This window comes from Streptomyces sp. NPDC014882 (assembly GCF_043081325.1).
Classification (GTDB): domain Bacteria; phylum Actinomycetota; class Actinomycetes; order Streptomycetales; family Streptomycetaceae; genus Streptomyces.
In genome coordinates this window covers 500,190-526,796 of record NZ_JBIBWL010000002.1, presented here as the reverse complement: position 1 = coordinate 526,796, position 26,607 = coordinate 500,190, and the positions used below count along the sequence as shown (strand labels likewise).

At 72.8% G+C, this 26,607-nt stretch carries 24 protein-coding genes; 13 read left to right on the top strand and 11 right to left on the bottom strand.

The window, feature by feature from the left end:
- Positions 1 to 9: 9 nt before the first annotated feature.
- Both ACF09K_RS06870 and ACF09K_RS06865 read left to right on the top strand, forming a co-directional pair.
- Positions 10 to 1,287: an ATP/GTP-binding protein gene (locus ACF09K_RS06870; RefSeq protein WP_392241441.1), complete on the top strand. Its 1,278-nt coding sequence runs from the start codon at positions 10 to 12 to the stop codon at positions 1,285 to 1,287.
- On the top strand, positions 1,287 to 1,967 hold the full coding sequence (locus ACF09K_RS06865) for an RloB family protein (RefSeq protein WP_392241440.1): 681 nt from the start codon (positions 1,287 to 1,289) through the stop codon (positions 1,965 to 1,967). Before ACF09K_RS06870 ends, ACF09K_RS06865 begins: the two co-directional genes overlap by 1 nt.
- A gap of 165 nt (positions 1,968 to 2,132) precedes the next feature.
- Here the strand turns inward: ACF09K_RS06865 and ACF09K_RS06860 are convergent, their stop codons facing one another.
- Positions 2,133 to 2,354, bottom strand: a complete 222-nt coding sequence (locus tag ACF09K_RS06860) for a DUF397 domain-containing protein (protein WP_392241439.1) — start codon at positions 2,352 to 2,354, stop codon at positions 2,133 to 2,135.
- Positions 2,347 to 3,141 carry a Scr1 family TA system antitoxin-like transcriptional regulator gene (locus tag ACF09K_RS06855; protein ID WP_392241438.1) on the bottom strand — a complete coding sequence of 265 codons (795 nt, stop codon included), beginning with the start codon at positions 3,139 to 3,141 and terminating at the stop codon, positions 2,347 to 2,349. Before ACF09K_RS06855 ends, ACF09K_RS06860 begins: the two co-directional genes overlap by 8 nt.
- A 194-nt stretch (positions 3,142 to 3,335) precedes the next feature.
- Here ACF09K_RS06855 and ACF09K_RS06850 point away from each other — a divergent pair, with 194 nt between their 5' ends.
- Together ACF09K_RS06850 and ACF09K_RS06845 are read left to right on the top strand one after the other, a co-directional pair.
- On the top strand, positions 3,336 to 3,701 hold the full coding sequence (locus ACF09K_RS06850; RefSeq protein WP_392241437.1) for a hypothetical protein: 366 nt from the start codon (positions 3,336 to 3,338) through the stop codon (positions 3,699 to 3,701).
- Positions 3,698 to 4,063 (top strand): hypothetical protein, encoded by a 366-nt coding sequence (locus tag ACF09K_RS06845; RefSeq protein WP_392241436.1) that lies wholly within the window; start codon positions 3,698 to 3,700, stop codon positions 4,061 to 4,063. The genes ACF09K_RS06850 and ACF09K_RS06845 overlap by 4 nt, the downstream gene beginning before the upstream one ends.
- A gap of 294 nt (positions 4,064 to 4,357) precedes the next feature.
- Here the strand turns inward: ACF09K_RS06845 and infA are convergent, their stop codons facing one another.
- The 5 genes from infA to ACF09K_RS06820 all read right to left on the bottom strand — a co-directional run bounded on the left by infA (position 4,358) and on the right by ACF09K_RS06820 (position 9,488).
- Complete coding sequence (infA, locus tag ACF09K_RS06840) at positions 4,358 to 4,582, bottom strand: translation initiation factor IF-1 (protein ID WP_392241435.1); 225 nt, start codon at positions 4,580 to 4,582, stop codon at positions 4,358 to 4,360.
- Positions 4,579 to 5,370, bottom strand: coding sequence for a GNAT family N-acetyltransferase (locus ACF09K_RS06835; RefSeq protein WP_392241434.1), 792 nt, complete (start codon positions 5,368 to 5,370; stop codon positions 4,579 to 4,581). Before ACF09K_RS06835 ends, infA begins: the two co-directional genes overlap by 4 nt.
- Positions 5,371 to 5,636: 266 nt before the next feature.
- On the bottom strand, positions 5,637 to 6,440 hold the full coding sequence (locus tag ACF09K_RS06830; RefSeq protein ID WP_392241433.1) for an endonuclease I family protein: 804 nt from the start codon (positions 6,438 to 6,440) through the stop codon (positions 5,637 to 5,639).
- A 193-nt stretch (positions 6,441 to 6,633) separates the two neighbouring features.
- Positions 6,634 to 8,817, bottom strand: coding sequence for an ArnT family glycosyltransferase (locus ACF09K_RS06825; RefSeq protein ID WP_392241432.1), 2,184 nt, complete (start codon positions 8,815 to 8,817; stop codon positions 6,634 to 6,636).
- Between the two features lie 293 nt (positions 8,818 to 9,110).
- Entirely contained in the window at positions 9,111 to 9,488 is a 378-nt protein-coding gene (locus ACF09K_RS06820; RefSeq protein ID WP_392241431.1) for a hypothetical protein, read from the bottom strand.
- A gap of 211 nt (positions 9,489 to 9,699) precedes the next feature.
- Here ACF09K_RS06820 and ACF09K_RS06815 point away from each other — a divergent pair, with 211 nt between their 5' ends.
- From ACF09K_RS06815 to ACF09K_RS06795, 5 genes are all read left to right on the top strand, one after another.
- Positions 9,700 to 10,521 carry a serine hydrolase gene (locus ACF09K_RS06815; RefSeq protein ID WP_392241640.1) on the top strand — a complete coding sequence of 274 codons (822 nt, stop codon included), beginning with the start codon at positions 9,700 to 9,702 and terminating at the stop codon, positions 10,519 to 10,521.
- Between the two features lie 70 nt (positions 10,522 to 10,591).
- Positions 10,592 to 11,626: an esterase-like activity of phytase family protein gene (locus ACF09K_RS06810; RefSeq protein WP_392241430.1), complete on the top strand. Its 1,035-nt coding sequence runs from the start codon at positions 10,592 to 10,594 to the stop codon at positions 11,624 to 11,626.
- A gap of 158 nt (positions 11,627 to 11,784) precedes the next feature.
- Entirely contained in the window at positions 11,785 to 15,567 is a 3,783-nt protein-coding gene (locus tag ACF09K_RS06805) for an ABC transporter ATP-binding protein (RefSeq protein WP_392241429.1), read from the top strand.
- An 85-nt stretch (positions 15,568 to 15,652) separates the two neighbouring features.
- Complete coding sequence (locus ACF09K_RS06800; protein ID WP_392241428.1) at positions 15,653 to 16,042, top strand: hypothetical protein; 390 nt, start codon at positions 15,653 to 15,655, stop codon at positions 16,040 to 16,042.
- 166 nt (positions 16,043 to 16,208) lie between these two features.
- A complete protein-coding gene (locus ACF09K_RS06795) occupies positions 16,209 to 17,630 on the top strand; it encodes a S28 family serine protease (RefSeq protein WP_392241427.1) in 1,422 nt (473 codons plus the stop codon).
- Positions 17,631 to 17,717: 87 nt separating this feature from the next.
- On the opposite strand, the gene ACF09K_RS06790 is transcribed toward ACF09K_RS06795, so the two are convergent.
- Positions 17,718 to 19,541, bottom strand: coding sequence for a glycoside hydrolase family 3 protein (locus ACF09K_RS06790; protein WP_392241426.1), 1,824 nt, complete (start codon positions 19,539 to 19,541; stop codon positions 17,718 to 17,720).
- 382 nt (positions 19,542 to 19,923) lie between these two features.
- Complete coding sequence (locus ACF09K_RS06785; RefSeq protein ID WP_392241425.1) at positions 19,924 to 20,844, bottom strand: LysR family transcriptional regulator; 921 nt, start codon at positions 20,842 to 20,844, stop codon at positions 19,924 to 19,926.
- An 89-nt stretch (positions 20,845 to 20,933) separates the two neighbouring features.
- Here ACF09K_RS06785 and ACF09K_RS06780 point away from each other — a divergent pair, with 89 nt between their 5' ends.
- From ACF09K_RS06780 to ACF09K_RS06765, 4 genes are all read left to right on the top strand, one after another.
- Complete coding sequence (locus tag ACF09K_RS06780) at positions 20,934 to 21,857, top strand: EamA family transporter (protein WP_392241424.1); 924 nt, start codon at positions 20,934 to 20,936, stop codon at positions 21,855 to 21,857.
- A gap of 156 nt (positions 21,858 to 22,013) precedes the next feature.
- Entirely contained in the window at positions 22,014 to 23,255 is a 1,242-nt protein-coding gene (gene aroA, locus ACF09K_RS06775) for a 3-phosphoshikimate 1-carboxyvinyltransferase (RefSeq protein WP_392241423.1), read from the top strand.
- Positions 23,252 to 23,392 carry a hypothetical protein gene (locus ACF09K_RS06770; protein ID WP_392241422.1) on the top strand — a complete coding sequence of 47 codons (141 nt, stop codon included), beginning with the start codon at positions 23,252 to 23,254 and terminating at the stop codon, positions 23,390 to 23,392. The genes aroA and ACF09K_RS06770 overlap by 4 nt, the downstream gene beginning before the upstream one ends.
- A gap of 229 nt (positions 23,393 to 23,621) precedes the next feature.
- Complete coding sequence (locus ACF09K_RS06765; protein WP_392241421.1) at positions 23,622 to 24,242, top strand: RBBP9/YdeN family alpha/beta hydrolase; 621 nt, start codon at positions 23,622 to 23,624, stop codon at positions 24,240 to 24,242.
- On the opposite strand, the gene ACF09K_RS06760 is transcribed toward ACF09K_RS06765, so the two are convergent.
- Together ACF09K_RS06760 and ACF09K_RS06755 are read right to left on the bottom strand one after the other, a co-directional pair.
- A complete protein-coding gene (locus ACF09K_RS06760; RefSeq protein ID WP_392241420.1) occupies positions 24,214 to 25,536 on the bottom strand; it encodes an MFS transporter in 1,323 nt (440 codons plus the stop codon). The genes ACF09K_RS06765 and ACF09K_RS06760 overlap by 29 nt on opposite strands.
- Positions 25,537 to 25,741: 205 nt before the next feature.
- The gene (locus ACF09K_RS06755) at positions 25,742 to 26,542 is read right to left on the bottom strand and encodes a sugar phosphate isomerase/epimerase family protein (RefSeq protein WP_392241419.1); all 801 of its coding nucleotides are present in this window, start codon (positions 26,540 to 26,542) and stop codon (positions 25,742 to 25,744) included.
- Positions 26,543 to 26,607: the final 65 nt, after the last annotated feature.

Below are 26,607 nucleotides of genomic sequence, written 5' to 3'. Positions count from 1 at the left end.
GAGGACAGCGTGCTGCTGAGATTCCGCGTAGCGAACGTACGGTCCCTGCGGGACGAGCAGGAACTGTCCTTCGTCGTGCCCGGCGGCGGGCAGAGCGCATCGGCGAACCCGGTGGAACTCGCCGGCGGCGGATCCCTCTCCGTGCTCCCGCTGATCGGCATCTTCGGGGCCAACGCCTCCGGCAAGTCCAACGTGCTGGCCGCGATGACCGACATGCGCAACGCGGTCCTCAACTCCTATGCGCGCTGGGCCTCCTACGACGGCATTCCGCGCCAGGTCTTCGCTCTGGACCCCAAGAGCGAGAGCGAACCCTCCTTCTTCGAGGTCGACGTCGTCATCGACGCGGTCCGCTGGACGTACGGCTTCGAACTCGGTGCCACCCGTGTCGAGTCCGAATGGCTGCACAGCTATCCGAAGGGCCGCCGCCAGGAATGGCTCGACCGCGACGCCTCCCGTCCGGACGTCTTCAAGTGGCCCGGTGGACGCGTCAAGGACCGGGCCCAGCTCGTACGGCGTACGCGTCCGAACGCACTGCTGCTCTCCACAGCCGGGACGGACAACCACCCGCAGCTCTCCCCGCTGTTCCACTGGTTCCGCCGCAACTTCTGGATGATCAGCCCGGAGGGCGAGCGGGACGAGCGCGCGCAGTACACCATGAAGGAACTGTCGGGGCCGAGGGCTGACCGGATTCGGGAGTTGCTGCGCGTTGCCGACCTCGGCATCACCGGAGCAAGGATCGTTCAGGACAGCCCAGGTCGGGAAACGGTGAAGCTGACACACCATTCGGTGGCCGGGGATGTCTCCTTCGACTGGGAGGAGGAGTCCCTCGGTACTCGTTCCTGGTTCGGCCTCCTCGGCCCTTTGCTCGTCGCCCTCGACGAAGGCGCGGTTCTGCTCGTCGACGAACTCGACTCAAGCCTGCACTCGCGTTTCGCCGCAGAGGTTGTTCGGCTCTTCCACGACCCGTATGCGAACCCCATGGGCGCTCAGCTTGTCTTCACGACGCACGACGCGACGGTCCTCACCACACCAAGCGGCGAGAGACTCCTTGACCCTGAGCAGGTGTGGCTGACGGAGAAGGACAAGGACGGGTCGACCGGGCTGTATCCGCTCACCGATGTGGAGTTGGGCGAGGACGAGAACCTTACGCAGTCCTATCTCGCAGGCGCCTTTGGCGGGGTTCCAGCCCTGCTGGAAGGACAGATCGCGCGGCGGCTGCTCGTGGCGCGCGAGGCGGGAACGTACGACGGGACGGGCGAGCGAGCGGACGGGGCGGGGCGCGACTGATGGGGCGGGCGCAGAGGGGCAGGGACTCGTGGGAGCGTCCGGCCCGGAGGGGCGGGCAGCGCAAGCGTCAGGTCTTCGTCTTCACCGAGGGCAAGGTGACCGAGCCCTCGTATCTCGACATCCTCAAGGACCAGGGCGTCCCGCTCGCCGACGAGGTTCCAGTGGAGATGCACATCGCCAACCGCAGGGCGGACAGCGGGCGCAAGCCGCTCGACCTCGTCGAGCAGGCGATCAGGCTGAAGCGCGAGGAGGACCGCAAGGCGAAGCGGGCCAAGCTGGAGGAGAAGTACCTGCCTCAGGTCTGGTGCCTCTTCGACCACGACAACTACGCGTACGTTCGCGACGCACTGGACCAGGCGGAGAGGGCGGGCATCGGGGTCGCCTTCTCGCATCCGTGCTTCGAGGTGTGGCGCCTCGCCCACTACAAGCCGGTCAGCGGTTCGTTCGCCGGGGTGTGCGACGGGGCGGCCGGGCGGCTCCCGTTCCAGCGGGGCTCCCAGGACGCCAAGACTCCCAAGATCGTCCTGCCGCACCAGGTCCTGGGCCGCTACAAGACGGCGCGGAAGAACGCCGAGCGGATGAACGGCCAGCACGCGGCGCATGTGGCCAAGTGGGACAGGGACCCCTACACGGACGTGCACGAGTTCGTGGAGAAGGCGCTGCATATCGACACGTACTGACACCCTCCCAGCCATGATCACATGCGCCGATTTCGGCAGGACCCGAGCGGGTTCACAGGATGACCTGTTGTCGGGGCGAGTCAAGGCTTCTGACTTGGCGGCCTGAGGGAACGGCGTCCGGCCCGCCCAAGGGGTGCGGGCCGGATGAGTCGTGGCGGTGAGCGGTCAGGCGGACAGATTGCCGTCCTTGACTGCTGTGACGAACGATGCCCAGCCGGCCGACGGGAAGACCAGTGCGGGTCCCTCAGGGGTCTTGGAGTCGCGGACAGGGACACCTGTGGGGTGGTCGTCCAGGACCTCCAGGCAGCTGCCGCCCTCGCTGCCGCTGTAGGAGGACTTCCGCCAACCGGTCAGCGCGGCAGCGTTCGAGATGATCGGTTCAGTCATGACGTCCGTAATCCTTTGCTGTCGCCCTCAGCAGGGCCAGTGACTCCTTCAGTGGCAGAGCATCGCTCAGTGCGAGATCGTAACGGCCTTGCAGCTCCCGAACCATGGTCGGGGAGTCGTGCACCTTCCCCATGCGGACCCCCTCGCTGTATGCCACCGGCGGCTGATCGTCGAACCACATCAGCGTCAGCATGCTCTCCAGCAAGGGGTGGAACCCCAAGGAGCGCGGTAGTACGTGCACGCGGACCCGTCGTGACTCCGCCAGTCTGACGATGTGTGTGATCTGCTCGGCCATGACCTCTGGGCCGCCGATCGGCCGGTCCAGGACGCTCTGGTCCAGAAGTGCCCACACTACTGGTGACACGGGATCCTCAAGGATCTTCGCCCGCTCCAGCCGTGTGACAACGAGCCTGTCACATTCCTCTTCACCCAATGGAGGGTAGGAGGGGCCCAGGACCGCACGTGCGTACCCTTCCGTCTGGAGTGTGCCGGGTACGAAGGAGAGGGCGAACTCACGGATCTCGACAGCCTGCTGTTCGAGAGCGTAAGCCGCTTCGAAGTGCTTCACCACTGCGGTGTCGTCGTCCGGCAGGAAGCTGCTGAGCACGTCGCCCGTGTTCAGCGCCCTGTCGAGGCGTCTCGCGTCCTCCTTGGACGGGGTGCGCCGGCCCGCCTCGATGTGGGCGATGTGCGAACGCGTCATGACGGCGGCCGTCGCCAGCTCCTGCTGCGTCAGCCCGGCCGCGTCGCGCTGCGCCCTCAACCACTCCCCATAGATGTTGCTCATCGTCAACTCCCGTGTGACAGATGCGTTGTCACGTCCGACCCCCTGGCGAGCCTAGCCCGGCCCGTCTCACTCTGTGAGTGGATCGCTACACAGCGACGTCCATGCACGTCGTCCTGCCCTCGGGTACGGAAGACCCCCGCGACCGCTACCGACGGCCCGGGGGCATGGCCCTCAACCGCAACGGAGTTGAAGACGTGTTGAACCGTATCGCCTGCCTCGTCGAGCCGCTGCTGCGACTGCTGTTGCCCGCCTCCGGGCGCCACCGCCACCGGAACCGGCACCGCGCCGGGGGTGAGGGACGGCCCACCCCCGTGCCGGCCGCCCCCGTCGCATCCGGCCGCCGCCCCTCCCCGCACGAGGCCCTCTTCCACGGCGAGGACTCCCGGCTCGTCCGCCCCTACCTCCTCGCCCACGAACGGCGCACGCAGGCCAAGCAGCAGCGCGCCCGTCGCCGGACCCTCTGGCTCGCCGTGCACGGCATCGACGTAGGGCCACGGCGCATCCACGGTGTCGACGTCGGCCCGCGCCGCATCCGGGGCAACGAGGTGGCCGCCGCATGATCTACGAAAGCCACGGCCTCGCCGTCACCGCAGCCGGCCGGCCCCGCCTCCTCCCCTGGTCCAACCTCGACGGCAACCCCTGCTACCTCGTCACCGACGACACCGGCACCGGCCGTCTCTCGCGCCTCGCCGACGACGTCGAGGCCGTCCAGCTCGACATGGCCGACGACCTTCTCGGCCACGCCGTCGATCTCCTGGGCGACGGCAAGGCCACCGCGCCCCAACTCCGCTACCTCGCGGCCCGCTTGGCCGAAGCGCTCCACGACGTACATCGGATCGCCCGGAGCAGGGGAGCGCGCCTCCCCGTGCCCCGCGGCGACGAGGCCCCCGGCGCCGCCCTTGAAGAGGACCTCGGTACCTGACCCGCCCGCCTCCGCCGAGCGTGCGGACGTACCGGTGCGAAACCATCTACGTCTGCGCGCTCAGCCATGTCCTTCATTCCACTGCTTCAAGGGTGAAGGGCGGCCGTGGTGCGGAACGCCGCCGTTGGTGACGAGGTCGTCGGGCTTCAGGTTGAGCCAGCCGTCGTCACGCTCGTGGCGCACAGCCGTGAGGTGAAGCTGTTGCCGCCGTGCGGGTCGGCATCGGGGCCCGGTCACGGGAACACCGTGACCGGGCCCCCCGGGATCAGCTACCGCAGAAGGCGCCGGCCGACGCTAGTTCCGGTACCGGAACACGATCCGGCCGCGCGTCAGGTCGTACGGCGGGAGTTCCACCAGCACCCGGTCCTCCAGCATGATCTTGATGTAGTTCTTGCGGATCTTCCCGCTGATGTGCGCGAGCACCTGGTGGCCGTTCTCGAGCTCCACGGTGAACATGGCGCTGCGCAGGCACTCGACGACCCGGCCCTCGACCTCGACGACGTTCCTGCTCCTCGTCATCGCACCAGCTCCAGGTTGCTGCCCGCCGGACGGGCGCCGATGCCCTCGAAGAGCGCCGAGGCCGCCCGGTTGGACTCGTCGACCTCGGCCCAGGCCGCGGTGGTCCCCGAGCGGTGCAGCGTTCCCAGGGCGTGGGCGAGCAGTGCCCGTGCGATGCCGCGGCGCTGCTCGCCGGCCCGGACCGCGACCAGCCCGATGCGCGGCCGCTTCACCCTCACCACCCGGATCAGCCCCAGGTAGCGGTCCGGCGCCGCGGCCACCGTGTACAGCGACGGGTCGACGACGGTGTCGCCCTCGGGGCGGGGGACGACCTCCGCGGGCATCGACCGCCACCCGACGGCCGCCTCGACCTCGTCACGGATCGCGCGGTCCACCGCCCGCAGCAGGCTCTCGTCCGCCTGTCCGGCGGGCACGATCGTCACCCCCGGGGGCGGCAGGACCGCTTCGAGCCCGGTGACCCGCGGGTCGGTGGGCACGACGTACTCCCACTCGCGGCGCCGGACGGTGAAACCCGCCCGCCGCCAGCCGGCCGTCAGTTCGGTGTCGGCCTCGTCGACCACCGTGTACAGCGGTGCGGGCAGGTCCGCCGGCATCGCCTCGGCGAGCCGGTCGAAGGCGGCGTCGTGCCAGGCGTCGACGCTGACGAACAGGCGTCCGTCGGGCCGGCGTTGCGCGTACCCGCGGCCGACCACCAGGTCGTCGTCCAGTGCGTGCCACTGCCGGTCCGCGACGCGCGTGACCGTCACCGCGTTCCCGCCCGGGCCGGAGGGGAAAGGCTTCGTGTTCATCGGTGTCTCCTTCGGGGAGTGCCTCGATCTCAGGCGCTCCCGGCGACACCGGACGTCAGCCGCCGGACCGTGACGAGTTGGGGGAGCACCCATGGGTAACTGCGTTCACGGGTCTCACCTCCTACGACGACGTCACGGTCCGCCGCGAAAGTAGCAGCGGGGCTCCGCCCGCTCAAATCCTTTTCCGCGCGCTCGGGACGGGACTTCCGCGCGCTCGTGGCGGGACCGACGACAGCGGCCGGCCGTGACGGTGCGGAACCGCCCGTCTACCAGATCGCCTCGACCCACTCCGGGTGGTCGATGAACGGGTTGCGGTTGTGCTGGTAGGTGTCGTAGATGACCTGGTTGCGCTTCTCCTCGAAGGCGCTCGGCGGGTCCTGCTGGTTCCACTGCTTGAGCACGGCGAGCCTGCCCATGTAGGGGTTGCTGCCGTTGTTGACGCTCTCGTTGGGCTCGAGGTCGGCGAAGCCGTCGCCGCCGTCGTAGCGCACGGCCATGTAGAGGATCATGCGGGCCACGTCGCCCTTGTCCGCGTCGCGCGGCTCGAAGGAGTCGGAGTCCGTGAGACTGCCGCCCCCGCCGCTGACCGCGCTGCCGCCGTTGTCGAAGTCCTTGTTGCCGCGGATGCTGTTGACCTGGACGTCCGCCGGGCGCAGGTGGTGCAGGTCGGTGCCGGGACCGGTCACCTCGCCGAAGTCGCCGTGGGACTTGGCCCACGTGTGTTCGCGGTTCCAGTCGCCGAGGTCGCCGCCGTTGAGGGACTTGCTGCGCGAGACGCCGCTGTACAGCAGGATCACGTTGTTGCTGTTGTTCGGATCCTGGTCGGTGACCTTCAGCGCGTTCCAGACCGCGGAGTACGAGATCTTCGTCTGGGGCGTGATGATCGTGTGCAGCGAGGACTTCAGGCTCGCACCCGTCTTGCCGACCGCGTTCTTGTAGTACGTCGAGTCGTACGCCGTCGTGGTCGCCGCGGCGGGGGTCGCGGTGAGCGCGGGCACGGTGAGGCCGACCAGGACGGCGGTGGTGGCGAGCGCCACCGGCTTCCAGCGGCGTATGCGTGTCGTCAGCATGTGGGGAGTCCGATCTACGCGTGTTGAGTGGGGGCGGCAATCGGGAGAGTGACATGCACATGCGGCTAAGGCAATGAATCTGACATGTCGATCAGATGACGGGAACCGGCAAACTGCCCCTTGTCTACGCGAGTTGATGGCGCAAAACAGCCCCTGACGAGGGGTCAGGGGCTGTTCCGCTGCCGCTGTGTGGTCAGTTCACGTCCGAGGGGTCCAGGCGGTAGACGGTCGACTCGGAAGCGGAAGCGGCGGCCGACTCCGGGTCGGCGGCCGTGCTCGACGAGGTCGAGCCGTAGTCGCTCTCCCGCACCGCCGTCCCGTTCTCCCGCACCCACTCCGTCACCTCGGAGGCGGCCGTGGAACCGCCGCCCATGCCGCCGCCGAGCTGGACGTAGTGCAGTTCGCCCTTCTCCACCAGCTCCTTCAGCCGGGCCAGGGTCATCGCGTTGTCGGAGCCGGACCAGCCCCACATGGAGATCACCGGCTCGCCGCTGCTGAGGACGAGCTGCGCGGCGGACTGCGAACTCGACACCGCCAGCAGCCACTTGGCGCCGTCCTGGTGCTCCTTCAGGTAGGAGAGCAGCTCGGTGCTCGCGCCGCCGCCGCCCATGCCGCCGCCCATGCCGCCCGGACCGTCGCCCGCCGCGGTGCCGCCCTCCGGGGCGGTGCCGCCCGGTGCCGTACCGTCGTCGGCCGTGGTGCCGCCGGGAGGTGTGCCGCCCGGCTGCTCGCCGCTCCCGGGGAAGCCGCCGGCGCCGCCGTCCGGCGGGCCGCCCGCCGGTCCGTCCGCCTCCGCCTGCTCGCCCTGTTCGCCGCCGGCGCCCGGGAACCCGCCCCGGCCGCCGCCGAAGCCGCCGTTCCCGGTCGTGGGGCCGGCCGTCGGGTTCGTGCCGCCCATCCCGCCGCCCGAACCGGACGGCACCGACCAGGCGTACGCCGCCGGACCGGCCACCGACGCGACGACCGCCGCGGCCACCGAGGCCGCCAGCAGCCGGGGACGGTGGCCCGAGCGGAACACCAGCAGGCCCACGATCGCGAGCGCCGTCACGATCCCGACGGCGGGCCACAGCCAGGTGTTCCAGCCGGAGGCCCGGCGCAGCAGCACGATCGCCCAGACGGCCGTGACCGCGAGGGCGAGCGGCAGCACCCACACCCACCGCTTCTCGGCGCGGAAGGCCCGCAGCAGCATCAGGCCGCCGCCCCCGCACAGCGCCGCGATGCCCGGGGCCAGCGCGGTCGTGTAGTAGGGGTGCATGGTGCCCTCCGCCAGGGCGAAGGTCAGGTAGTGCAGGACCGTCCAGCCGCCCCACATCGCCAGCGCGGCGCGGGTGGGGTCGGTGCGCGGGGCGCGCCCGCACAGGACCAGGCCGCAGGCGAGCGCGATGCCCGCGAAGGGGATCAGCCAGGAGATCTGGCCGCCGAGGACGTCGTTGAACATCCGGCCGATGCCGGCGGTCCCGGAGAAGCCGCCGCCCCCGCCCCCGCCGCCCCCGCCGTTGCCCTCGCCGCCGAGGACGCGGCCGAGGCCGTTGTAGCCCATGATCAGGTTCCAGGCGGTGCCGTCGGTCGAACCGCCGACGTAGGGCCGTTCGTCGGCCGGTACCAGGGAGACGGCCGCCGCCCACCAGAAGCTGGAGACGGCGAGGACCACGGCCGCGGCGGCCAGGTTGACGAGCCGCCTCACCAGCGCCGGCTTGGCCGCGTACAGGTAGACCGCGAAGACGGCGGGCAGGGCGATGTAGCCCTGGAGCATCTTGGTGTTGAAGGCGAGGCCGAAGCAGGCGGCCGAGCCGAGCAGCGGCAGCAGCCTGCCGTCGCGCACCGCCCGCAGGGCCAGCGCGGCGCCGCCCGCCATCAGGAACACCAGCAGGGTGTCGGGGTTGTTGTCCCGGTTGATGGCCACCGTGATCGGGGTCAGCGCGAGGACCAGCGCGGCGACCGCCGCCGCGCCGTGCCCCCAGACCCGCTTCACGCTCGCGTGCAGGATCCAGATCGTGCCGAGGGCGGTCAGGATCATCGGCAGCATCATCTGCCAGGTCCCGAAGCCGAACACGCGGCAGGACAGGCCCATCACCATCAGGGCGAACGGCGGCTTGTCGACGGTGAGGAAGTTCCCCGCGTCCAACGAGCCGAAGAACCAGGCCTTCCAGCTCTGGGTGCCGCTCAGCACGGCGGCGCTGTAGAAGCTGTTGAGCCCGGAGCCGGAGAGGTTCCAGGAGTACAGCACCGCCGCCAGCACCAGGATCGCGAGCAGCGCGGGGAGCGACCAGCGCGGCGCCCTGTCCGGCGGGGGCGCCGGGTTCGGCGCCGGGTCCGCCGCGGGCGGCGGCCGGTCGGTGGACACGGTCGGGTGGGGGAGATCGGTGGCTGATGTCACCGGTCCACCGTGCAGAGCGCCGATGGGTGGGGGCTGTGCCCAGCCTGGTGGCCACCTGTGAGCCGGCGGAGAGCGGGCAGGGGAGCGGACGGAGAGCGGGCAGGGGAGCGGACGGAGAGCGGGCAGGAGAGTGGGCGAGGAGCGGGGAGCGGGCCCGGTGGGCGGCACCCGTCCGGGGCGCCGCCGCGGAACGCCGGTCAGCCGGTGGCCGGGTCACCCGGCCACCGGGGCATCCGGCTACCCGGTCGCCATGCCACCGGGCCACCGGGGCATCCGGCTGCCCGGCCACCAGGTCACCCGGCCACGTCACCCACCAGCGCCCCGAACTTCTCCTTGTAGGCGGCGATCTGCTGCTGATGCCCGGCGACGAAGGCGTTCTCCTCGCCCGGCTCCATCGTGTGGCCCGGCAGGTGCGACGGGAGGAGGTCCGGGATGTCGCGGAACACCTCGGTCGCCGCCTCCCAGCGGGCTCCGCCGTGACGCCTCGCGAGCAGGAGGTGCTTCATCAGGGACGCCTGGTCCCCGGCCAGGAGCTGGACGGGGACCTTCTTCCCGCGGAACCCGCTCTCTTCGGGAGCCTTGGCGTCGGGCACGGCCAGGCGGCGCAGCACCCACAGGGCGGCGCCCAACTGTCCTGCCCGGAAGTGCCCGTTCGGTGTCTCGTTCGGCATGCCCCATGCCTACCCACCGCTCCGGCGCGCGACGAATCCGATTCCTGGAGCACACGTACGACTTCCTGGAGCACACGTACAACTGTCGGTCGTGCGTGCGAGTCACCATGGCATGACTCTCCGCATATCCAGAACCGGACCCGCACGCGGATCCGGACGGGCGAGACACGGGCGAAACGAGCGAACGGGGCGAGCAGCGCGCAGGCGGGGCCTGGCCGCCACCGCCCTCGGCGCCGGCATCCTCCTCACCGGGGTGGCCGCCGCCACGCCGGCCGCGGCCGCCACCCCGACCGTCGCCTGCACGTCGGCCAAGGCCGGCCTCGCCGCCAAACTGAAGAAGGACATCACCGCGGCGCTCGCCACCCGCAAGGGCACGGTCGCCGTCGGCCTCTACGACCGCAGCACCAACACCACCTGCACCCTGCGCGCCGCCACGGCCTTCGACTCGGCCAGCGTCGTCAAGGTCACCGTCCTGTCCGCGCTGCTGTGGGACGCGCAGAAGCACGGCAGGACGCTGACCAGCCGTGAGAAGACCCTCGCCACGGCGATGATCACCAAGTCGGACAACGCCTCCACCTCCACCCTGTGGAAGCAGCTCGGCCTGACGAAGATCAGGGCGTTCCTCACGGCCGCCCGAATGACGCAGACCAAGCCGGGCGCCGACAACTACTGGGGTCTGACCCAGATCACCGTCACCGACGAGCAGAAGCTGCTCAAGCTCCTCACGGCCAGGAACACCGTCCTCACCGACACCTCGCGCGCCTACGTCAACACCCTGATGGCGAAGGTCGTCCCGTCGCAGCGCTGGGGCACCCCCTACGGGCGGCCCGCCGGGGTCGACTGGCACGTCAAGAACGGCTGGCTCTCGCGCGCCACCCACGGCTGGCGGGTGCACAGCGTCGGCACCTTCAAGGGCGGCGGCCACGACTACACCATCACCGTCCTCACCCACGGCAACAGCACCATGAGCTACGGCATCACCACCATCCAGGGCGTCGCCAAGCTCATCCACCGGGACCTCGCGGCTTCCTGAAGGGCTTCGTTCCCAGCCACTTCGGCGCATGTTCCGCCGGGTCACCACCCGTTGCCCTACGGTGACCGCCATGCGCCTGCGAACCGTACTCGCCACCCTCACCGCCGGCCTGGCGGCGGCCACCTGCCTGGTCGCCGCCGGACCGGCGAACGCCGCTCGGAGCCACGCCTGTTCGGCCTCGGTCTCCCTCGACCGCTTCTCCGACGCCCTCGACAAGACGATGTACGACGGCACCTTCGTCGGCAACCTCTCCGCGCTCGCCCGGTCCCGCTCCGGCGGTGGGACCCCCGGCGGCACCCTCACGGCCCTCTCCGACCGCTCCGTCCTGTTCCGCCTCGACGCGCGGACCCTGCGGCCGACCGGAGTCGTCCCCCTCGCCGACGAGAACGGCGCCGCCCTGGACTCCGAGGGTTTGGTCGCCGACCGGGACGGCACCTTCCTGGTCACCTCCGAGACGGAGCCCTCCGTGCGCCGTCACAGCGCCTCCGGCGCGATCCTGGACCGCCTCCCCGTCCCGGACGCGCTGCGGGTCGCCCCGGCCGGCCGCGCCGCCCCCAACGGCACCTTCGAGGGCCTCACCCTGCTGCCCGGCGGCCGCACCCTCCTCGCGTCGATGGAGTACGCCCTCTCCGGCGACGCGCCCGGCACGCTCCGCTTCCAGACGTGGACGCGCGGCGGCGGCCGCTTCGCGCTCGGCGCCCAGTACGCCTACCGTGCCGACGCCGGGCTCGGCGTCCCCGAGGTGCAGGCGACCCCCGACGGCCGCCTCCTCGTCCTGGAGCGCGGCTTCACCGCGGGCGTCGGCAACACGGTCCGCCTCTACCTCGCCGACCCCCGCCGCGCCACGGACACCAGCGGCATCGAGCACCTGACCGGCCAGGACGGCGTACGCCCGGTCGCCAAGACCCTCCTCGCCGACCTCGTGACCTGCCCGTCACAGGGGGCGACCGCGAAGCAGCCCCAGCCGAACCCGCTCCTCGACAACATCGAGGGCATGGTGATCACGGGTCGGAGCGCGAACACCCTGAAGGTCCTGCTGGTCAGCGACGACAACCAGAACGCCACCCAGACGACCCGCCTCTACTTCCTGCGCGTCCGCGTCTGACCCGGGACCCCGCTCCCGCGTGTCCGGACCCGGCCCACGACCCGGTTCCCGCGCGTCCGCGCCCGGCCCGTGACCCCGGGATTGTTGCGGAGGGATGAAATCCGCTTCCCGGCATGTTGGTGCCTTCTGGAAGATCAGGTCTGACGGAAGGCACCGGCGTGGCTGCGCAACGGGGATGGGCACGGCGACTGGCGGGCTACGCGTGGCGCCATCGGACGGACGTGGTCCTCGCCCTCGGCTCCTCCCTCGGCGGCATGGCCGTCATGGCGCTGGTCCCGCTGATCACCAAGGTGATCATCGACGACGTGATCGGCGACCACAGCCGTGACATGGCGCCCTGGGCGGGCGCCCTGATCGGCGCGGCCGTGATCGTCTACGCCCTCACCTACGTCCGCCGCTACTACGGCGGCCGGCTCGCCCTCGACGTCCAGCACGACCTGCGCACCGAGATGTACGGGGCGATCACCCGGCTCGACGGCCGCCGGCAGGACGAGCTGTCCACCGGGCAGGTCGTCGGCCGGGCGACCAGCGACCTCCAGCTCATCCAGGGCCTGCTCTTCATGCTCCCGATGACCATCGGGAACGTCCTGCTGTTCCTGATCTCCCTGGGGATCATGGCCTGGCTGTCGCCGCCGCTCACCCTGGTCGCGCTGGCCGTGGCCCCCGGCCTGTGGGTGATCGCCAGGCGCAGCCGGGCCAGACTGCACCCGGCCACCTGGTACGCGCAGGCGCAGGCCGCCGCCGTCGCGGGCGTGGTCGACGGCGCCGTCAGCGGCGTGCGGGTGGTGAAGGGCTTCGGGCAGGAGGAGCAGGAGACCGGCAAGCTGCGCGAGGTCGGCCGCCGGCTCTACGCCGGGCGGCTGCGCACGATCCGCCTGAACGCGCGCTACACCCCGGCCCTGCAGTCCGTCCCCGCGCTCGGCCAGGTCGCGATGCTCGCGCTGGGCGGCTGGCTCGCCGTGCACGGGCACATCACCCTCGGCACCTTCGTCGCCTTCTCCACCTACCTGGCGCAGCTCGTCGGCCCCGTCCGCATGCTCGCCGTGGTCCTCACCGTCGCCCAGCAGGCCCGTGCGGGCACCGAGCGCGTCCTGGAGCTGATCGACACCGAGCCGGCGATCGAGGACGGCACCAAGGCGCTGCCCGCCGACGCGCCCGCGACCGTCGAGTTCGACGACGTGTCCTTCGGGTACGCCGACGCCTCCGGCACGGTCACCCCGGTGCTGGACGGGCTCAGCTTCGAGATCCGCGCCGGCGAGACCCTCGCCGTCGTCGGCTCCTCCGGCTCCGGGAAGTCCACGGTCTCCCTGCTGCTGCCCCGCTTCTACGACGTCACCGGCGGCGCCGTCCTCGTCGGCGGCCACGACGTGCGCGAGCTGACCCAGGACTCGCTGCGGGCCGCGATCGGCCTGGTGCCCGAGGACTCCTTCCTGTTCTCCGACACGATCCGCGCCAACATCGCGTACGGCCGTCCCGACGCCACCGACGAGGAGGTCGAGGCCGCCGCCCGCGCCGCCCAGGCCGACCGGTTCATCGCCGAGCTGCCCCAGGGCTACGCCACGAAGGTCGGCGAGCACGGCCTCACCCTCTCCGGCGGCCAGCGCCAGCGCGTCGCGCTCGCCCGCGCGATCCTCACCGACCCGCGGCTGCTCGTCCTCGACGACGCCACCTCGGCGGTGGACGCGCGCGTGGAGCACGAGATCCACGAGGCCCTGAAGCAGGTCATGGAGGGCCGTACGACCCTCCTCATCGCGCACCGCCGCTCCACCCTCAACCTCGCCGACCGCATCGCCGTCCTCGACGGCGGCCGGCTCGCCGACCTCGGCACCCACGAGGAGCTCCAGGAGCGCTCGGCCCTCTACCGCCGCCTGCTCACCGACCCGGACGAGCTGGGCGGCGTCTCGCCCGGCCGCGTCCGCCCCGACGAGCCCCGCGAGGACACCTCGATACGGGACGAGCTGGACGCCGAGTTCGACGCCGAGCGCGGGGTCACCCCCCGGCTGTGGACCGGCGACCGCGAGCGCAAGGACACCGCGCTCGCCGGTACGCCCGCCACGCCCGAGCTGCTCGCACAGGTGGCGGCGCTGCCCCCGGCGACGGACGTCCCCGACGTCGACGAGACCCGCGCGGTCGCCGCGGAGGACTCCTACGGCCTGCGCCGGCTGCTGCGGGGCTTCGGCCTGCCGCTGCTGGTCAGCCTCGGCCTGGTCGCCGTGGACGCCGGCACGGGCCTGCTGCTGCCGGTCATGATCCGGCACGGCATCGACGACGGCGTCACCCGGATGGCCGTGGGCGCCGTCTGGACCGCCTCCCTGCTCGCGCTGCTCGCCGTGCTCGCCCAGTGGGTCGCCCAGACCGCCGAGATCCGGATGACCGGCCGCACCGGCGAACGCGTCCTGTACGCCCTGCGCCTGAAGATCTTCGCCCAGCTCCAGCGGCTCGGCCTCGACTACTACGAGCGCGAGCTGACCGGCCGGATCATGACGAGGATGACCACGGACGTCGACGCGCTGTCGACGTTCCTGCAGACCGGCCTGGTCACCGCGTTCGTCTCGGTCGTCACCTTCTTCGGCATCATGGCGGCCCTGCTGGTGCTCGACGTGCAGCTGGCCCTGGTCGTCTTCGCGACCCTGCCGCCGCTGCTCGTCGCCACCTTCTTCTTCCGCCGGGCCAGCGTGAAGGCGTACGAACTCGCCCGCGAGCGGGTGTCGGCGGTCAACGCCGACCTCCAGGAGTCGGTCGCCGGACTGCGGATCGTGCAGGCCTTCCGGCGCGAGCGCGACGGCGGGGCGCGGTTCGCGGAGCACAGCGACGACTACCGCCGGGCCCGCATCCGCGGCCAGTGGCTGATCTCGGTCTACTTCCCCTTCGTCCAGCTGCTGTCCTCGGCCGCCGTCGCGGCCGTCCTGGTCGTGGGCGCGCACCGGATCGACGCGGCGACGCTGACGACCGGCGCGCTGGTGGCCTACCTGCTCTACATCGACCTGTTCTTCGCGCCCGTCCAGCAGCTCTCCCAGGTCTTCGACGGCTACCAGCAGGCCACGGTCTCGCTGGGCCGCATCCAGGAACTCCTCCGGGAGCCCGCGTCCACGAGCCCCGCGGAGGAGCCCCGCGCCGTCGGCTCGCTGCGCGGCGAGATCACCTTCGAGGACGTGCACTTCACCTACGGCGAGGACGAGGAGGCCCTGACCGGCATCGCGTTGAGCATCCCCGCCGGCCAGACCGTCGCGTTCGTCGGCGAGACCGGCGCCGGCAAGTCCACCCTGGTGAAGCTGGTGGCCCGGTTCTACGACCCCACCAGCGGCCGGGTGCTGGTCGACGGCACGGACCTGCGCACCCTCGACCTCACGTCGTACCGCCACCGGCTGGGCGTCGTCCCGCAGGAGGCGTACCTCTTCCCCGGCACCGTCCGCGACGCCATCGCCTACGGCCGTCCCGACGCCACCGACGCCGAGGTGGAGGCGGCGGCGCGGGCGGTCGGCGCGCACGAGATGATCGCCACCCTAGACGGCGGCTACCTCCACGAGGTCGCCGAGCGCGGCCGCAACCTCTCCGCCGGGCAGCGGCAGCTGATCGCGCTGGCCCGCGCCGAGCTGGTCGACCCCGACGTCCTGCTCCTCGACGAGGCGACGGCCGCCCTGGACCTGGCCACGGAGGCCCTGGTCAACCAGGCCACCGACCGCGTCGCGGGCCGCCGCACCGCCCTCCCGTCGCCCGACCACCACCCCTCGACGAGCGCGCACGCGCGCACCACCCTGATCGTGGCCCACCGTCTGACCACGGCGGCCCGCGCGGACCGGGTCGTCGTCATGGACCACGGCCGGGTCGCCGAGGACGGCACGCACGAGGAACTGCTCGCGCGGGACGGGCGGTACGCCGGGCTGTGGCGGGCGTTCGTCGGCGAGGCGGAACCGGAGGAGCCCGTCGGCGCGTCCCGCTGACGGTCGCGCAACCATCCGGCACGCGCCCTGCGTCCGTACACCCGTACGGCCGCGCGTGCGGCGGACGGGGGAGGGGTCGACGACCGTGGACAGTGGTGCGATACGCCGACGGCTGGGGGCGGGGCTGGCCGTGCTGACCGCGTCCCTCCTGTTCGCGGTGGCGGCGCCGGGCAGCGCCCAGGCCGCGCCCGCCGCCTGCGCGGGCCGCCAGGTGCGGATGCTGCCGTTCTCCACCGGCTCCGTCCTCGTCTACAAGAACGGCGGCCGGGTGTGCGCCGTGACCGTCCAGAAGCACCCCGGCACGAAGCGGGCGGTGTCGGTCGGCGTGCAGGCGCGCGGCCACGTGGCCGTGCGCAAGTCGCGCAAGCACACGCGCAGTTCGCCGCCGGTGGAGGTCTACGCCGGACACCGCTGCGTGCGGGTGTCGGGCTCGGTGGGCAGCGGGACGTACACCTCCGGCTGGATCCTGTGCTGACCCGCGCCGGCTGACCCGCACCGGCTGACCCGCGCCGGCGGACCGGCGTCCTCCGGGCGCCGCGTCCCGGCCGACATATGCCCCACTTGCCAATACCCTCTGGTGTGACGGGTGTTGCTCCGATAGCTTCCGGCGCACATCTGTCTCACAGGGAGGGTGCACGCGCATGCGCAAGGCGCTCAGATGGCTGCTGGCGTTCACCGTGCTCATCGGCACGCTGACCACGGCCGGGGCGGCCACCGCCGCCGAGCCGGAAGCGGACATCAAAGACCGGCTCCTCTCCGTACCCGGCATGAGCCTGGTCCAGGAGAAGCCGTACCCCGGCTACCGCTACTTCGTCCTGAACTACACCCAGCCGGTGGACCACCGGCACCCCTCCAAGGGCACGTTCCAGCAGCGGATCACCGTGCTGCACAAGGACGTCAGCCGCCCGACGGTGTTCTACACCGGCGGTTACAGCGTCTCCACGAACCCCAGCCGCCGCGAGCCCACCCAGATCGTGGACGGCAACCAGGTCTCCATGGAGTACCGCTTCTTCACCCCCTCCCGCCCCGACCCCGCCGACTGGTCCAAGCTGGACATCTGGCAGGCCGCGAGCGACCAGCACCGCATCTTCCGGGCGCTGAAGGCGGTCTACCCGCAGAACTGGATCTCCACGGGCGGCTCCAAGGGCGGCATGACGGCCACCTACTACGAGCGCTTCTACCCGCGCGACATGGACGGCGTCGTCGCGTACGTCGCCCCCAACGACGTGGTGAACGACGAGGACTCGGCCTACGACCGCTTCTTCGCGTCCGTCGGGACCGAGGAGTGCCGCGACCGCCTGAACGCCGTGCAGCGCGAGGCCCTGGTGCGCCGCGCGGCACTGGAGGAGAAGTACGAGGCCTACGCCGCCGAGAACGGCTACACCTTCACCACCATCGGCAGCCTGGACCGCGCCTACGAGGCCGTCGTCCTCGACTACGTGTGGGGCTTCTGGCAGTACAGCCTGCTGTCCGACTGCGACACGATCCCCGCCGACGCGAAGAACGCGACCGACGACGAGATCTGGACCTCGATCGACACGATCTCCGGGTTCTCCTTCTACACCGACCAGGGCCTGTCGCCGTACACCCCGTACTACTACCAGGCGGGCACCCAGCTCGGCGCGCCCACCATCCACTTCCCGCACATCGAGAAGAAGTACGTCCGCTACGGCTACCAGCCCCCGCGCAACTTCGTCCCCCGGGACATCTCCATGAAGTTCCAGCCGTGGGCGATGCGCGACGTCGACACGTGGGTGCGGCACAACGCCCACCACATGCTGTTCGTCTACGGCCAGAACGACCCGTGGGGCGCCGAGCGGTTCCGCCTCGGCAAGGGCGCGAAGGACTCCTACGTCCTCACCGCGCCCGGCATGAACCACGGCGCGAACGTGGCCGGCCTCGTCGCCGACGAGAAGGCCCTCGCCACGGCCCGCATCCTGGACTGGGCGGGCGTCGCCCCGGCCGCCGTCCAGGAGGACGCCGCCGCGGCCAGGCCGCTGGCGAAGTTCGACGCCAAGCTGGACGTGCGGGACGTGGAGCGCGAGCCGGCGCTGCGCCCGTAGCCTCCCGCGATCCGCGCACGACGCACTGCCCGACCACGACGGCCGGCCGGCTCACCCGCCGGCCGGCCGTCGTGCCGTGCGGTCCGGTCAGCGGCCCCGGTAGGTCAGGCCGTGCCCGATCGGGTACAGCACCCGCGTCGGGTCGTCCGCGCGCTGCACCGGCACCGGCAGCCGGCCCCGCGGCCCCGCGGCTCCCGCGATCACCCGTGCGGCGGCCCGCAGTTCGACGTCGGTCCAGGAGTAGGACGCCAAGTACGCCTTCACGGACGGCAGCTGGGCCACGTCGTACGGATTGCGGACCGCCACCGCGACCACCGGGCGCCCGGTGGCCAGCAGTTGCCCGACGAGCGTCCTCTGCGGGCTCGTCGCGGTGACGTTGTACGTCGCCACCACCACCGCGTCCGCGTCGCCCGCCGCCGTCACCGCGCGCGCGATCGTCTCCGCGGACGGGGCCGTGCCCGTGGACAGCGCCGTCGCCGTGAACCCCAGTTCGGTGAGGGCGGCGGCGAGGACCCCGGTGGGCGGGCCCGTGGTGCCCGAGGGGGACGCCGGGTCGGCGCCCACCACCAGCAGCCGCCGGTGCGCGCGCGGCGACAGCGGCAGCACGGGACCCTCGTTGACCAGCAGGGTCGTCGTCCGCCCGGCGATCCGGCCGGCCGCCGCGAGGTGCGCCCGCGTGCCCACCGTCCGCCCCACCCGTTCCCGCTCGGCGTAGGGGTCGTCGAGCAGGCCGAGGCGGTCCTTCAGCCGCAGGATCCGCAGGACCGACTCCTCCAGCCGCGCCTCGGTCAGCTCCCCGTCCCGCACGGCCCGCAGCACGGCGTTCCAGGCGACGTCCAGCTTCGGCGGGTTGAGGAGCTGGTCGACGCCCGCCCTCAGCGCGAGCACCGGCACCCGGTCGTCCCCGTACTTCGTCCGCACGCCCGCCATGTCGAGCGCGTCGGTGACCACGACCCCGTCGTAGCCGAGGTGTTCGCGCAGCAGGCCGGTCACGACCGGCCGGGACAGGGTGGCCGGGTCGCCCGAGTCGTCCAGGGCCGGGACCAGGATGTGCGCGGTCATGATCGCGTCGACGCCGGCCGCGATCGCCGCCCGGAACGGCACCGCGTCCAGCGCCTCCCACTCCTGTCGCGTGTGCGTGATGACGGGGAAGCCGTAGTGGCTGTCGACGGCGGTGTCGCCGTGCCCGGGGAAGTGCTTGGCGGTCGCCGCCACCCCGGCCGCCCGGTAGCCGCGGATCTCCGCCGCGGCCAGTTCCGCCACCGCCTCCGGGTCCGCGCCGAACGAGCGGACGCCGATGACCGGGTTGGCCGGGTCGACGTTCACGTCGGCGACGGGGGAGTAGTCCTGCCGGACGCCCATCGCCCGCAGTTCGGCGCCCGCGACGCGGCCGAGGGTGCGGGCGTCGGACCGCGATCCCCCGGCGCCGATCGCCATCGCGCCCGGGAACAGGGTGGCGGGCCGGCCCACGCGCGCGACGATGCCGTGCTCCTGGTCGGTGGAGACCAGCACGGGCAGTCCGCGCGGCAGGGCGAGGGACGCGCGCTGGACGCCGTTGGAGAGGTCCGCGATCTGGAGCGGGTCGCGGGTGTTGTGCGCCCACGTGAAGTAGATGACGCCGCCCACGCGGTAACGGGCGATCAGCTCGGCGGCGGTGCGCACGCCGAGCTCGGCGAGGTTGGCGTCGGCGTCGGCCGGATCGGGGTCGGTCGCCGAGTGGCCGTACACCCGTGTCACGAAGACCTGGCCGACCTTCTCCTCCAGCGACATGCGGGAGACCAGCGCGCGCAGGCGGCGGTCGGCACCCGCGTGCGCGGTGCCGGCGTGCGCGGTGCCGCCGAGGGGGAGGGCGGGGGCGAGGGCGGTGGTGAGGCCGGCACCGGCGGCCAGGACGGTACGTCTGGAGGGCACGTGCGCTCCTTCCGGAGGCGATCCGGGGATGATCCAGCGGGTCCTGCGGTCCTGCGGTCCTGCGGTCCTGCGGTCCTGCGGGTCCTGCGGGTCCTGCGGGTCCTGCGGGTCCTGCGGGTCCTGTGGGCCCTGCGGTCCCGCGACCCCGTGGTACCGGTGGTCCGGTGATCCGCTGAAGGAAACTTCCGTCGCGTCAGCAGTAACCGGGAAGTTTCCGCCAGTCAAGGGAACGCGCACGGTGCCGGCGCGGGGGCCGCCATCGGCGCAACGGACGGGGCACGTCGAGGACGGATGCCGCCGGCCCCGGAGGGGCGGGAAGGTCCCCCCGCCCCTCCGGTGGACGCAAGCCGTGGGGACGGGGCGGTCCGGGGGCGTGCCGGGCTCAGGTCCCCGGGGGGACCGCCGCCACCCCCGGCCAGTGCTCCCTCAGCGCCCGCACCGTCTCCGCGATCGCCGGGCGGCGGGCCGCACCGGCGCGCCAGAGGGCGTACAGGCGGCGCACCGGCACCGGGTCCAGGGGGACCTCGACCACCCCCGGCGGCAGGGCGCCGCGGCCGAGGCGGGGGAGGAGGGCCACGCCCAGACCGGCGGCGACCAGGGCGACGAGGGTCGGGTTCTCCTCGGCCCGGTGCACGATGTCCGGCTCGTGCCCGGCCGCGCGCAGGGTGCGCACCAGCCAGTCGTGGCAGACCCGGCCCGGCGGCTGGCAGATCCACCGCTCGCCGCCCAGCTCCTCGCGCCGTACGCCCGTCCGCCCGGCGAGCGGATGGCCCGCGGGGACCAGCAGGTCGCACAGGTCGTCGCCGATCACCGCCTGCTCGACGCCCGCGGGGGCGGGCAGCGGGGCGATGTCCCAGTCGTGCGCGACGGCGAGGTCCACGGCGCCCTTGGCGACGAGGTCCACCGACAGGTGCGGGTCGACCTCGGTGAGACGGGCGTCCAGGTCCGGGTGCCGCCGGGCGAGGTCGGCGAGGACCGGGGGCATCAGACCGCGGGCCGCCGACGCGAAGGCGGCCACGCTCAGCCGGCCCGCCGGCACCCCCCGGCGTTCCTCCAGCTCGGTCTCCGTCCGCTCCACGATCGCCAGCAACTCGCGTGCGGCGTCGACGAGTCGATGGGCGTCGTCGGTGAGGCGGACGCCCCGGCCCTCGCGTTCGAGGAGGACGGTCCTGGTCTCCCGTTCCAGCTTGGCGATCTGCTGGGAGACGGCCGACGGGGTGTAGCCGAGCGCGGTGGCGGCGGCCCCGACGGTGCCGTGGACGGCGACGGCGTGCAGGGCGCGCAGACGCTGGAGATCGAGCACCGGCCCCCCCCTTCCATCAGTTCTGCTACATCCCACCGTGCAGCAATCATCGCTGGTGCTTCACGGTCGGGACGGGTGATCCTCGACGCATGCGCCCAGCCCACCTCCTCCTCGCCGTTCTCGTCGCCGCCGTCTGGGGGCTGAACTTCACCGTCATCGAGATCGGTCTCGACCACTTCCCGCCCCTGCTCTTCTCGGCCCTGCGCTTCCTGGTGGCGGCCCTGCCCGCGGTGTTCCTCGTGGGCCGCCCGAAGGTGGCGTGGAAGTGGATCGTGGCGGTCGGACTGGTGCTGGGGGTGGCCAAGTTCGGGTTCCTCTTCGTCGGCATGGACGCGGGGATGCCGGCCGGACTGTCCTCCCTGGTCCTCCAGATCCAGTCGGTGTTCACGGCGGGCATCGCCTTCGCGTTCCTCGGTGAACGCCCCACCCCCGTCCGCCTGCTGGGCATGGCGGTGGCCCTCGCGGGCATCGGCGTGGCCGCGGTGGACGAGGGCGCCTCGGGCCCGCTCGGCGCGTTCGCGCTGGTCGTCGCGGCGGCGGCCTGCTGGGGCGCCTCGAACGTCCTCACCCGCAAGGCGTCCCCGCCGGACGCGCTGAACTTCATGGTCTGGGTCAGCACGGTCCCGGTCCTGCCGCTCCTGGCCCTGTCCCTCCTGACCGAGGGCCCCGCCGGGGACCTGGCCGCACTGCGGGCCCTGGACTGGCGGGGCGCCGGCACGGTCGTCTACGTCGCCTGGATCGCGACGGTGTTCGGCTTCGGCGCCTGGGGCTGGCTGCTGCACCGCCATCCGGCGTCCACCGTGGCCCCCTTCTCGCTCCTCGTCCCGGTCTTCGGCATGACCTCGGCGGCCGTCCTCCTGGACGAACCGGTCAGCGGCCTGCGCTGGTGCGCGGCGGCCCTCCTGGTGGGCGGAGTGGCCCTGACCTCCCTGGCGCCGGCCCGCAGACGGCCGTCGCCGGCGGAGGAAAGCGACACGCCCCGAGAACTGCTGAAGGGAACACCGCTCACGTGACCCACCCGGGGGCGCGGGGAACCGCGCGCCCAGCCACCACTGACCCGCACCCGCCCCCTCGCGGGAGCGACCCCGCACCCGCCCACTGAGTGGACGCCCCGTCCACTGGTTGGACACCCCGCCCCCGGACGACCCCCGGACGGGATCATGCGGGGCATGGCCCTTGTCGACATTCCCGGTTCCAAGTCCCTCACCGCCCGCGCCCTGTTCCTCGCCGCGGCCGCCGACGGGGTCACCACCCTCCGGCGGCCCCTGCGGTCGGACGACACCGAGGGATTCGCCGAGGGCCTCGTACGGCTCGGCTACCGCGTCGGCCGCACCCCGGACGCCTGGCAGGTCGACGGCCGCCCGCAGGGCCCCGCGGTCCGCGAAGCCGACGTGTACTGCCGGGACGGCGCCACCACCGCCCGCTTCCTGCCCACCCTGGCCGCCGCCGGCTACGGCACGTACCGCTTCGACGCCTCCCCCCAGATGCGCCGCAGGCCCCTGCTGCCGCTGACCCGTGCCCTGCGCGACCTGGGTGTGGACCTGCGGCACGAGGAGGCGGAGGGGCACCACCCGCTGACCGTCGCCGCGGCGGGGGTGGAGGGCGGGGACGTCGTCCTGGACGCCGGCCAGTCCTCCCAGTACCTGACCGCCCTGCTGCTGCTCGGCCCGCTCACCCGCACCGGCCTGCGCGTCACGGTCACCGACCTGGTCTCGGCGCCGTATGTGGAGATCACGCTCGCGATGATGCGGGCGTTCGGCGTGGAGGTGGTCCGCGAGGGCGACACCTACGTCGTCCCGCCGGGCGGCTACCGGGCGACGACGTACGCGATCGAGCCGGACGCGTCGACGGCGAGCTACTTCTTCGCGGCGGCCGCGGTGACGCCGGGCGCCGAGGTGACCGTGCCGGGCCTCGGTGCGGGCGCGCTCCAGGGCGACCTGGGCTTCGTGGACGTACTGCGCCGGATGGGCGCGCGGGTCACGGTCGGGGCGGACCGCACGACCGTGCGCGGCACCGGCGAACTCCGCGGCCTCACCGTCAACATGCGGGACGTCTCCGACACCATGCCGACCCTCGCCGCGATCGCTCCCTACGCCTCCGGCCCGGTCCGCATCGAGGACGTGGCCAACACGCGCGTGAAGGAGTGCGACCGCCTGGAGGCGTGCGCGCACAACCTCCGCCGGCTGGGCGTGGACGTGGCGACGGGCCCCGACTGGATCGAGATCCGCCCCGGCGCCGCGCCCGAGGGCGCCGAGATCACGTCGTACGGCGACCACCGCATCGTCATGTCCTTCGCGGTGACCGGACTGCGCACGCCCGGAATATCGTTCGACGACCCGGGGTGCGTCCGCAAGACTTTCCCGGGTTTCCACGAGGCGTTCGCGGACTTGAGGAAGGGCATCGGCGGATGACGTTCACCCTGGAGGGGCCGGTCGAGGAGGACCGTCTCCGGGACACTGCGGTCTTCTCGATCACGGCGGACGAATGGCCCGAACGCCGGGAACGACGGGAGCGGCGGGTCGCGGACTTCCTCTCCCGCACGGCCTGAACCACCGTGGTCCGGTCGCGTACGGCCTGGACCACCTTGCTTCGGCCGCGTACGGCCTGAACCACCGTGGTCCGGCCGCGTACGGCCCGGACCGCCGTGGCCGACTTCGGTCACCGGTGCCTCCCGACCGCCCCCGCGGCCTGGCCTCCGGCCGGGCGGCGGCGCTCGGCGGTCCCACCGCTCAAGACGGGGTGGACCTGCCGCTCCACGCCCGGAAATGATCGGGAACATGACCACGACGACCGGGCCCCGCCGCTCCTTCCTCGTCCTGCACGGCTGGCAGAACCACCGGCCCGCCGACCACTGGCAGCACTGGCTGGCCGACCGCCTGACCGAGCGCGGCCACGCCGTCGCCTACCCGCAGCTGCCCGACCCCGACGACCCCGTCCTGGAGGTCTGGCTCGGGGAGCTGGCCCGCCGGCTCGACGGTCTGGACGGCGGGCGCGAGCGGGTCGTCGTCGCGCACAGCCTCTCCACCGTGCTGTGGCTGCACGCCGTGGCCCGCGGCCTGCCCGGTCTCGACGCCGTCGACCGGGTCCTGCTGGTGGCGCCCCCCTCCGCGCCGGTCCTCGCAGCACACCCCGAGATCGCGGAGTTCGCCCTCCCCGCCCACGACCTCGGCGGCCTGGCCCTGCCCTGCCCGACCCGCCTGGTCGCGGGCGACGACGACCCGTACTGCCCGGAGGGCGTCCAGTCCGCGTACGGCACCCCGCTCGGCCTGACCGCCGACGTCCTGCCCGGCGCCGCCCACCTGGACCTGGACGCGGGCTACGGCTCCTGGCCCTCGGTGCTGGAGTGGTGCGAGGACGGCGACGCGCGCTTCACGGCCCGGCCGGGGCAGCCGTCGTAGAACCGTCGGAGTCCTCCGTCCTCGCCCCCGCCCCCCTCCCTGTCCCGGTCTCCGTCCCCGCTCCTGTTCCCGCCCTCGCCCCGCCCCGCAGTTCCGGCGTCGTGGCGGCCACCGTCGTCACCGCCAGGAGGCACATCAGGCCGCCCGTGACCAGGGCGGTGGCGCCCGAGGACCAGCCGGCCGCGAGGCCACCGCGCAGGTTGCCCAGGTGCGGGCCCGCCTGCCCGACGATCGCCTCGGCCGCCGTCACCCGGCCCAGGAGCGCGTCGGGCGTACGGGTCTGGACGATGGTCGTACGGGACAGGACGGCCACGGCGTCCGCGGCACCGGCCACCATCAGCACCCCGAGGCCCGCCCAGGCGCTGGTCGTCAGGCCGAACAGGGCGAGGGACACGCCCCACAGGGCGGAGGAGCACAGCATCACCGGCCCCGGCCGCGCCAGCCGGGTCACCGGCCCGGAGAGGGCGGTGGCGGTGACACCGCCGACGGCGAGCGCGGACAGGAACAGGCCCAGCGTGCGCGGGTCGCCGCCGAAGCGTTCCGCGTTGACCAGCGGGAAGAGGCTGACCGGCATCGCCAGCACGGTCGCGGCCAGGTCCGTCAGCAGGGCGCCGCGCACCACCCGGTGGCCGGTCAGGAACCGCAGCCCGTCCAGCACGCCGTGCAGTCCGGGCCGGGACTTCCCGCCCTCGGGCGGCAGCGCGGGCAGGCCGAACGCGCCGTAGAAGGCCAGCCCGAAACTGAGGGCGTCCAGCAGGTAGCAGACGCCGATGCCCCACCAGCCGAGCACCAGGCCGGCGACGGCCGGGCCGAGCAGCATCATCGACTGCCCGGTCGCCTGGTTCAGCGCGAGCCCCGCGGCCACCTGGTCCCTGGGCAGCAGCCGCGGCACGAACACGCCGGCCGCGGGACCCCCGACCGCCCCGAACGAGGCCTGCGCCGCGACCAGCGCCAGGACGAGCGGCACGGGCACGTGCCCGGTGAAGCCCTGCACGGCGAGCAGCAGCGAGCAGAGGGCCTGGCCGACGGTGGCGATCAGGTAGATGCGGCGGCGGTCGGCGCGGTCGACCCAGGCACCGGCGAACAGCCCCACGCCGACCATCGGCAGTGCCTGCGCCAGCCCGACCGCACCGCTCCACACCGAACTGTGGGTCATGTCCCACACCTGGTACATGACGGTGACCATGGTCATGAAGCCGCCGAGCGTGGAGACGGTGCGCCCGATCAGCAGCCGGCGGAAGACGGGGGAGGTGCGGAGGGGGCGGACGTCGAGGAAGGTCCGGCCGAGACTCATGACGCCGAGGGGGCGGCGGGCCGGGCCACGGGCCGCGCTGGGGATCGATGCACGGCGCGGAGGCTAGCCCGCGCCCGCGCCGGCCCGCCAGTCGTTTACCGGCCCGCCGGTCGTTCACCGGCCCGGCGACCGGCCGGAGATCCGGCGACCCGGCGGAGACTTCCCGCCCGTCACCGGCCGCCCGTCCCGCTCCTCACCCCGCCGCTCACGCCGACTCGTTGAGGAGCCTCGCCAGGTGTTCCCGTCCGGTGTCCAGCAGGCCGGTCAGCGGCTCGGCGGCGTCGTACCACCGCTTCTCGTACTCCCAGCACAGCCACCCGTCCCAGCCGTGGCGGGAGAGGACCTCCACGCACTCGGACAGGGGCAGCACACCGGCGCCCAGCGCCAACGGGGTGGTGTCCTCGGCGGAGGCGATGTCCTTGACCCGCACGTATCCGAGATACGGCGCGAGCGCGGCGTAGGTCTCCTGCGGCTGCTCGCCGCCCAGCCAGGTCTGCATCACGTCCCACAGCGCGCCCACCTGCCGGTGGCCGACCAGGCCGAGGACCCGCGTCGCGGCGGCGCCGGTGCGGTGCGAGTCGTGGGTCTCCAGCAGGACGCGTACGCCGAGGTCGGCGGCGTACTCGGCGGCGGTGCCCAGCCGCCCGGCGGCGACGGCGTCCGCCTCGGCCGGGTCCTGCCCGTCGGCGCCGCCGGGGAACACGCGGACGTGGGGGGCGCCGAGGTCGCGGGCGAGTGCGGTGAGCGCGCGGATCTCGTCGATCACCGGTTCGTCGTCGCCCGGAGCGGCCACGCGCGCGTACCCCGCGATCCCGAGCACCTCGACCCCGGCCGCCCTGAACCCGTCGGCCACACCGGCCCGTTCGGCCGGGCCGAGGCCCGGATGCACGGGCTCCTCGGGATGGGCGCGCAGCTCGACACCGTGGTACCCGTGCGCGGTCGCGAGCCGCAGCACGTCGGGGATCGGAAGACCGGGAACTCCGAGAGTGGAGAAGGCGAGCTTCATGTCCTCGGACCCTACTCGCGAACGGCCCCGCCCACGGCCGCCGCGCCCCGGCCCCCCTCGGCCCC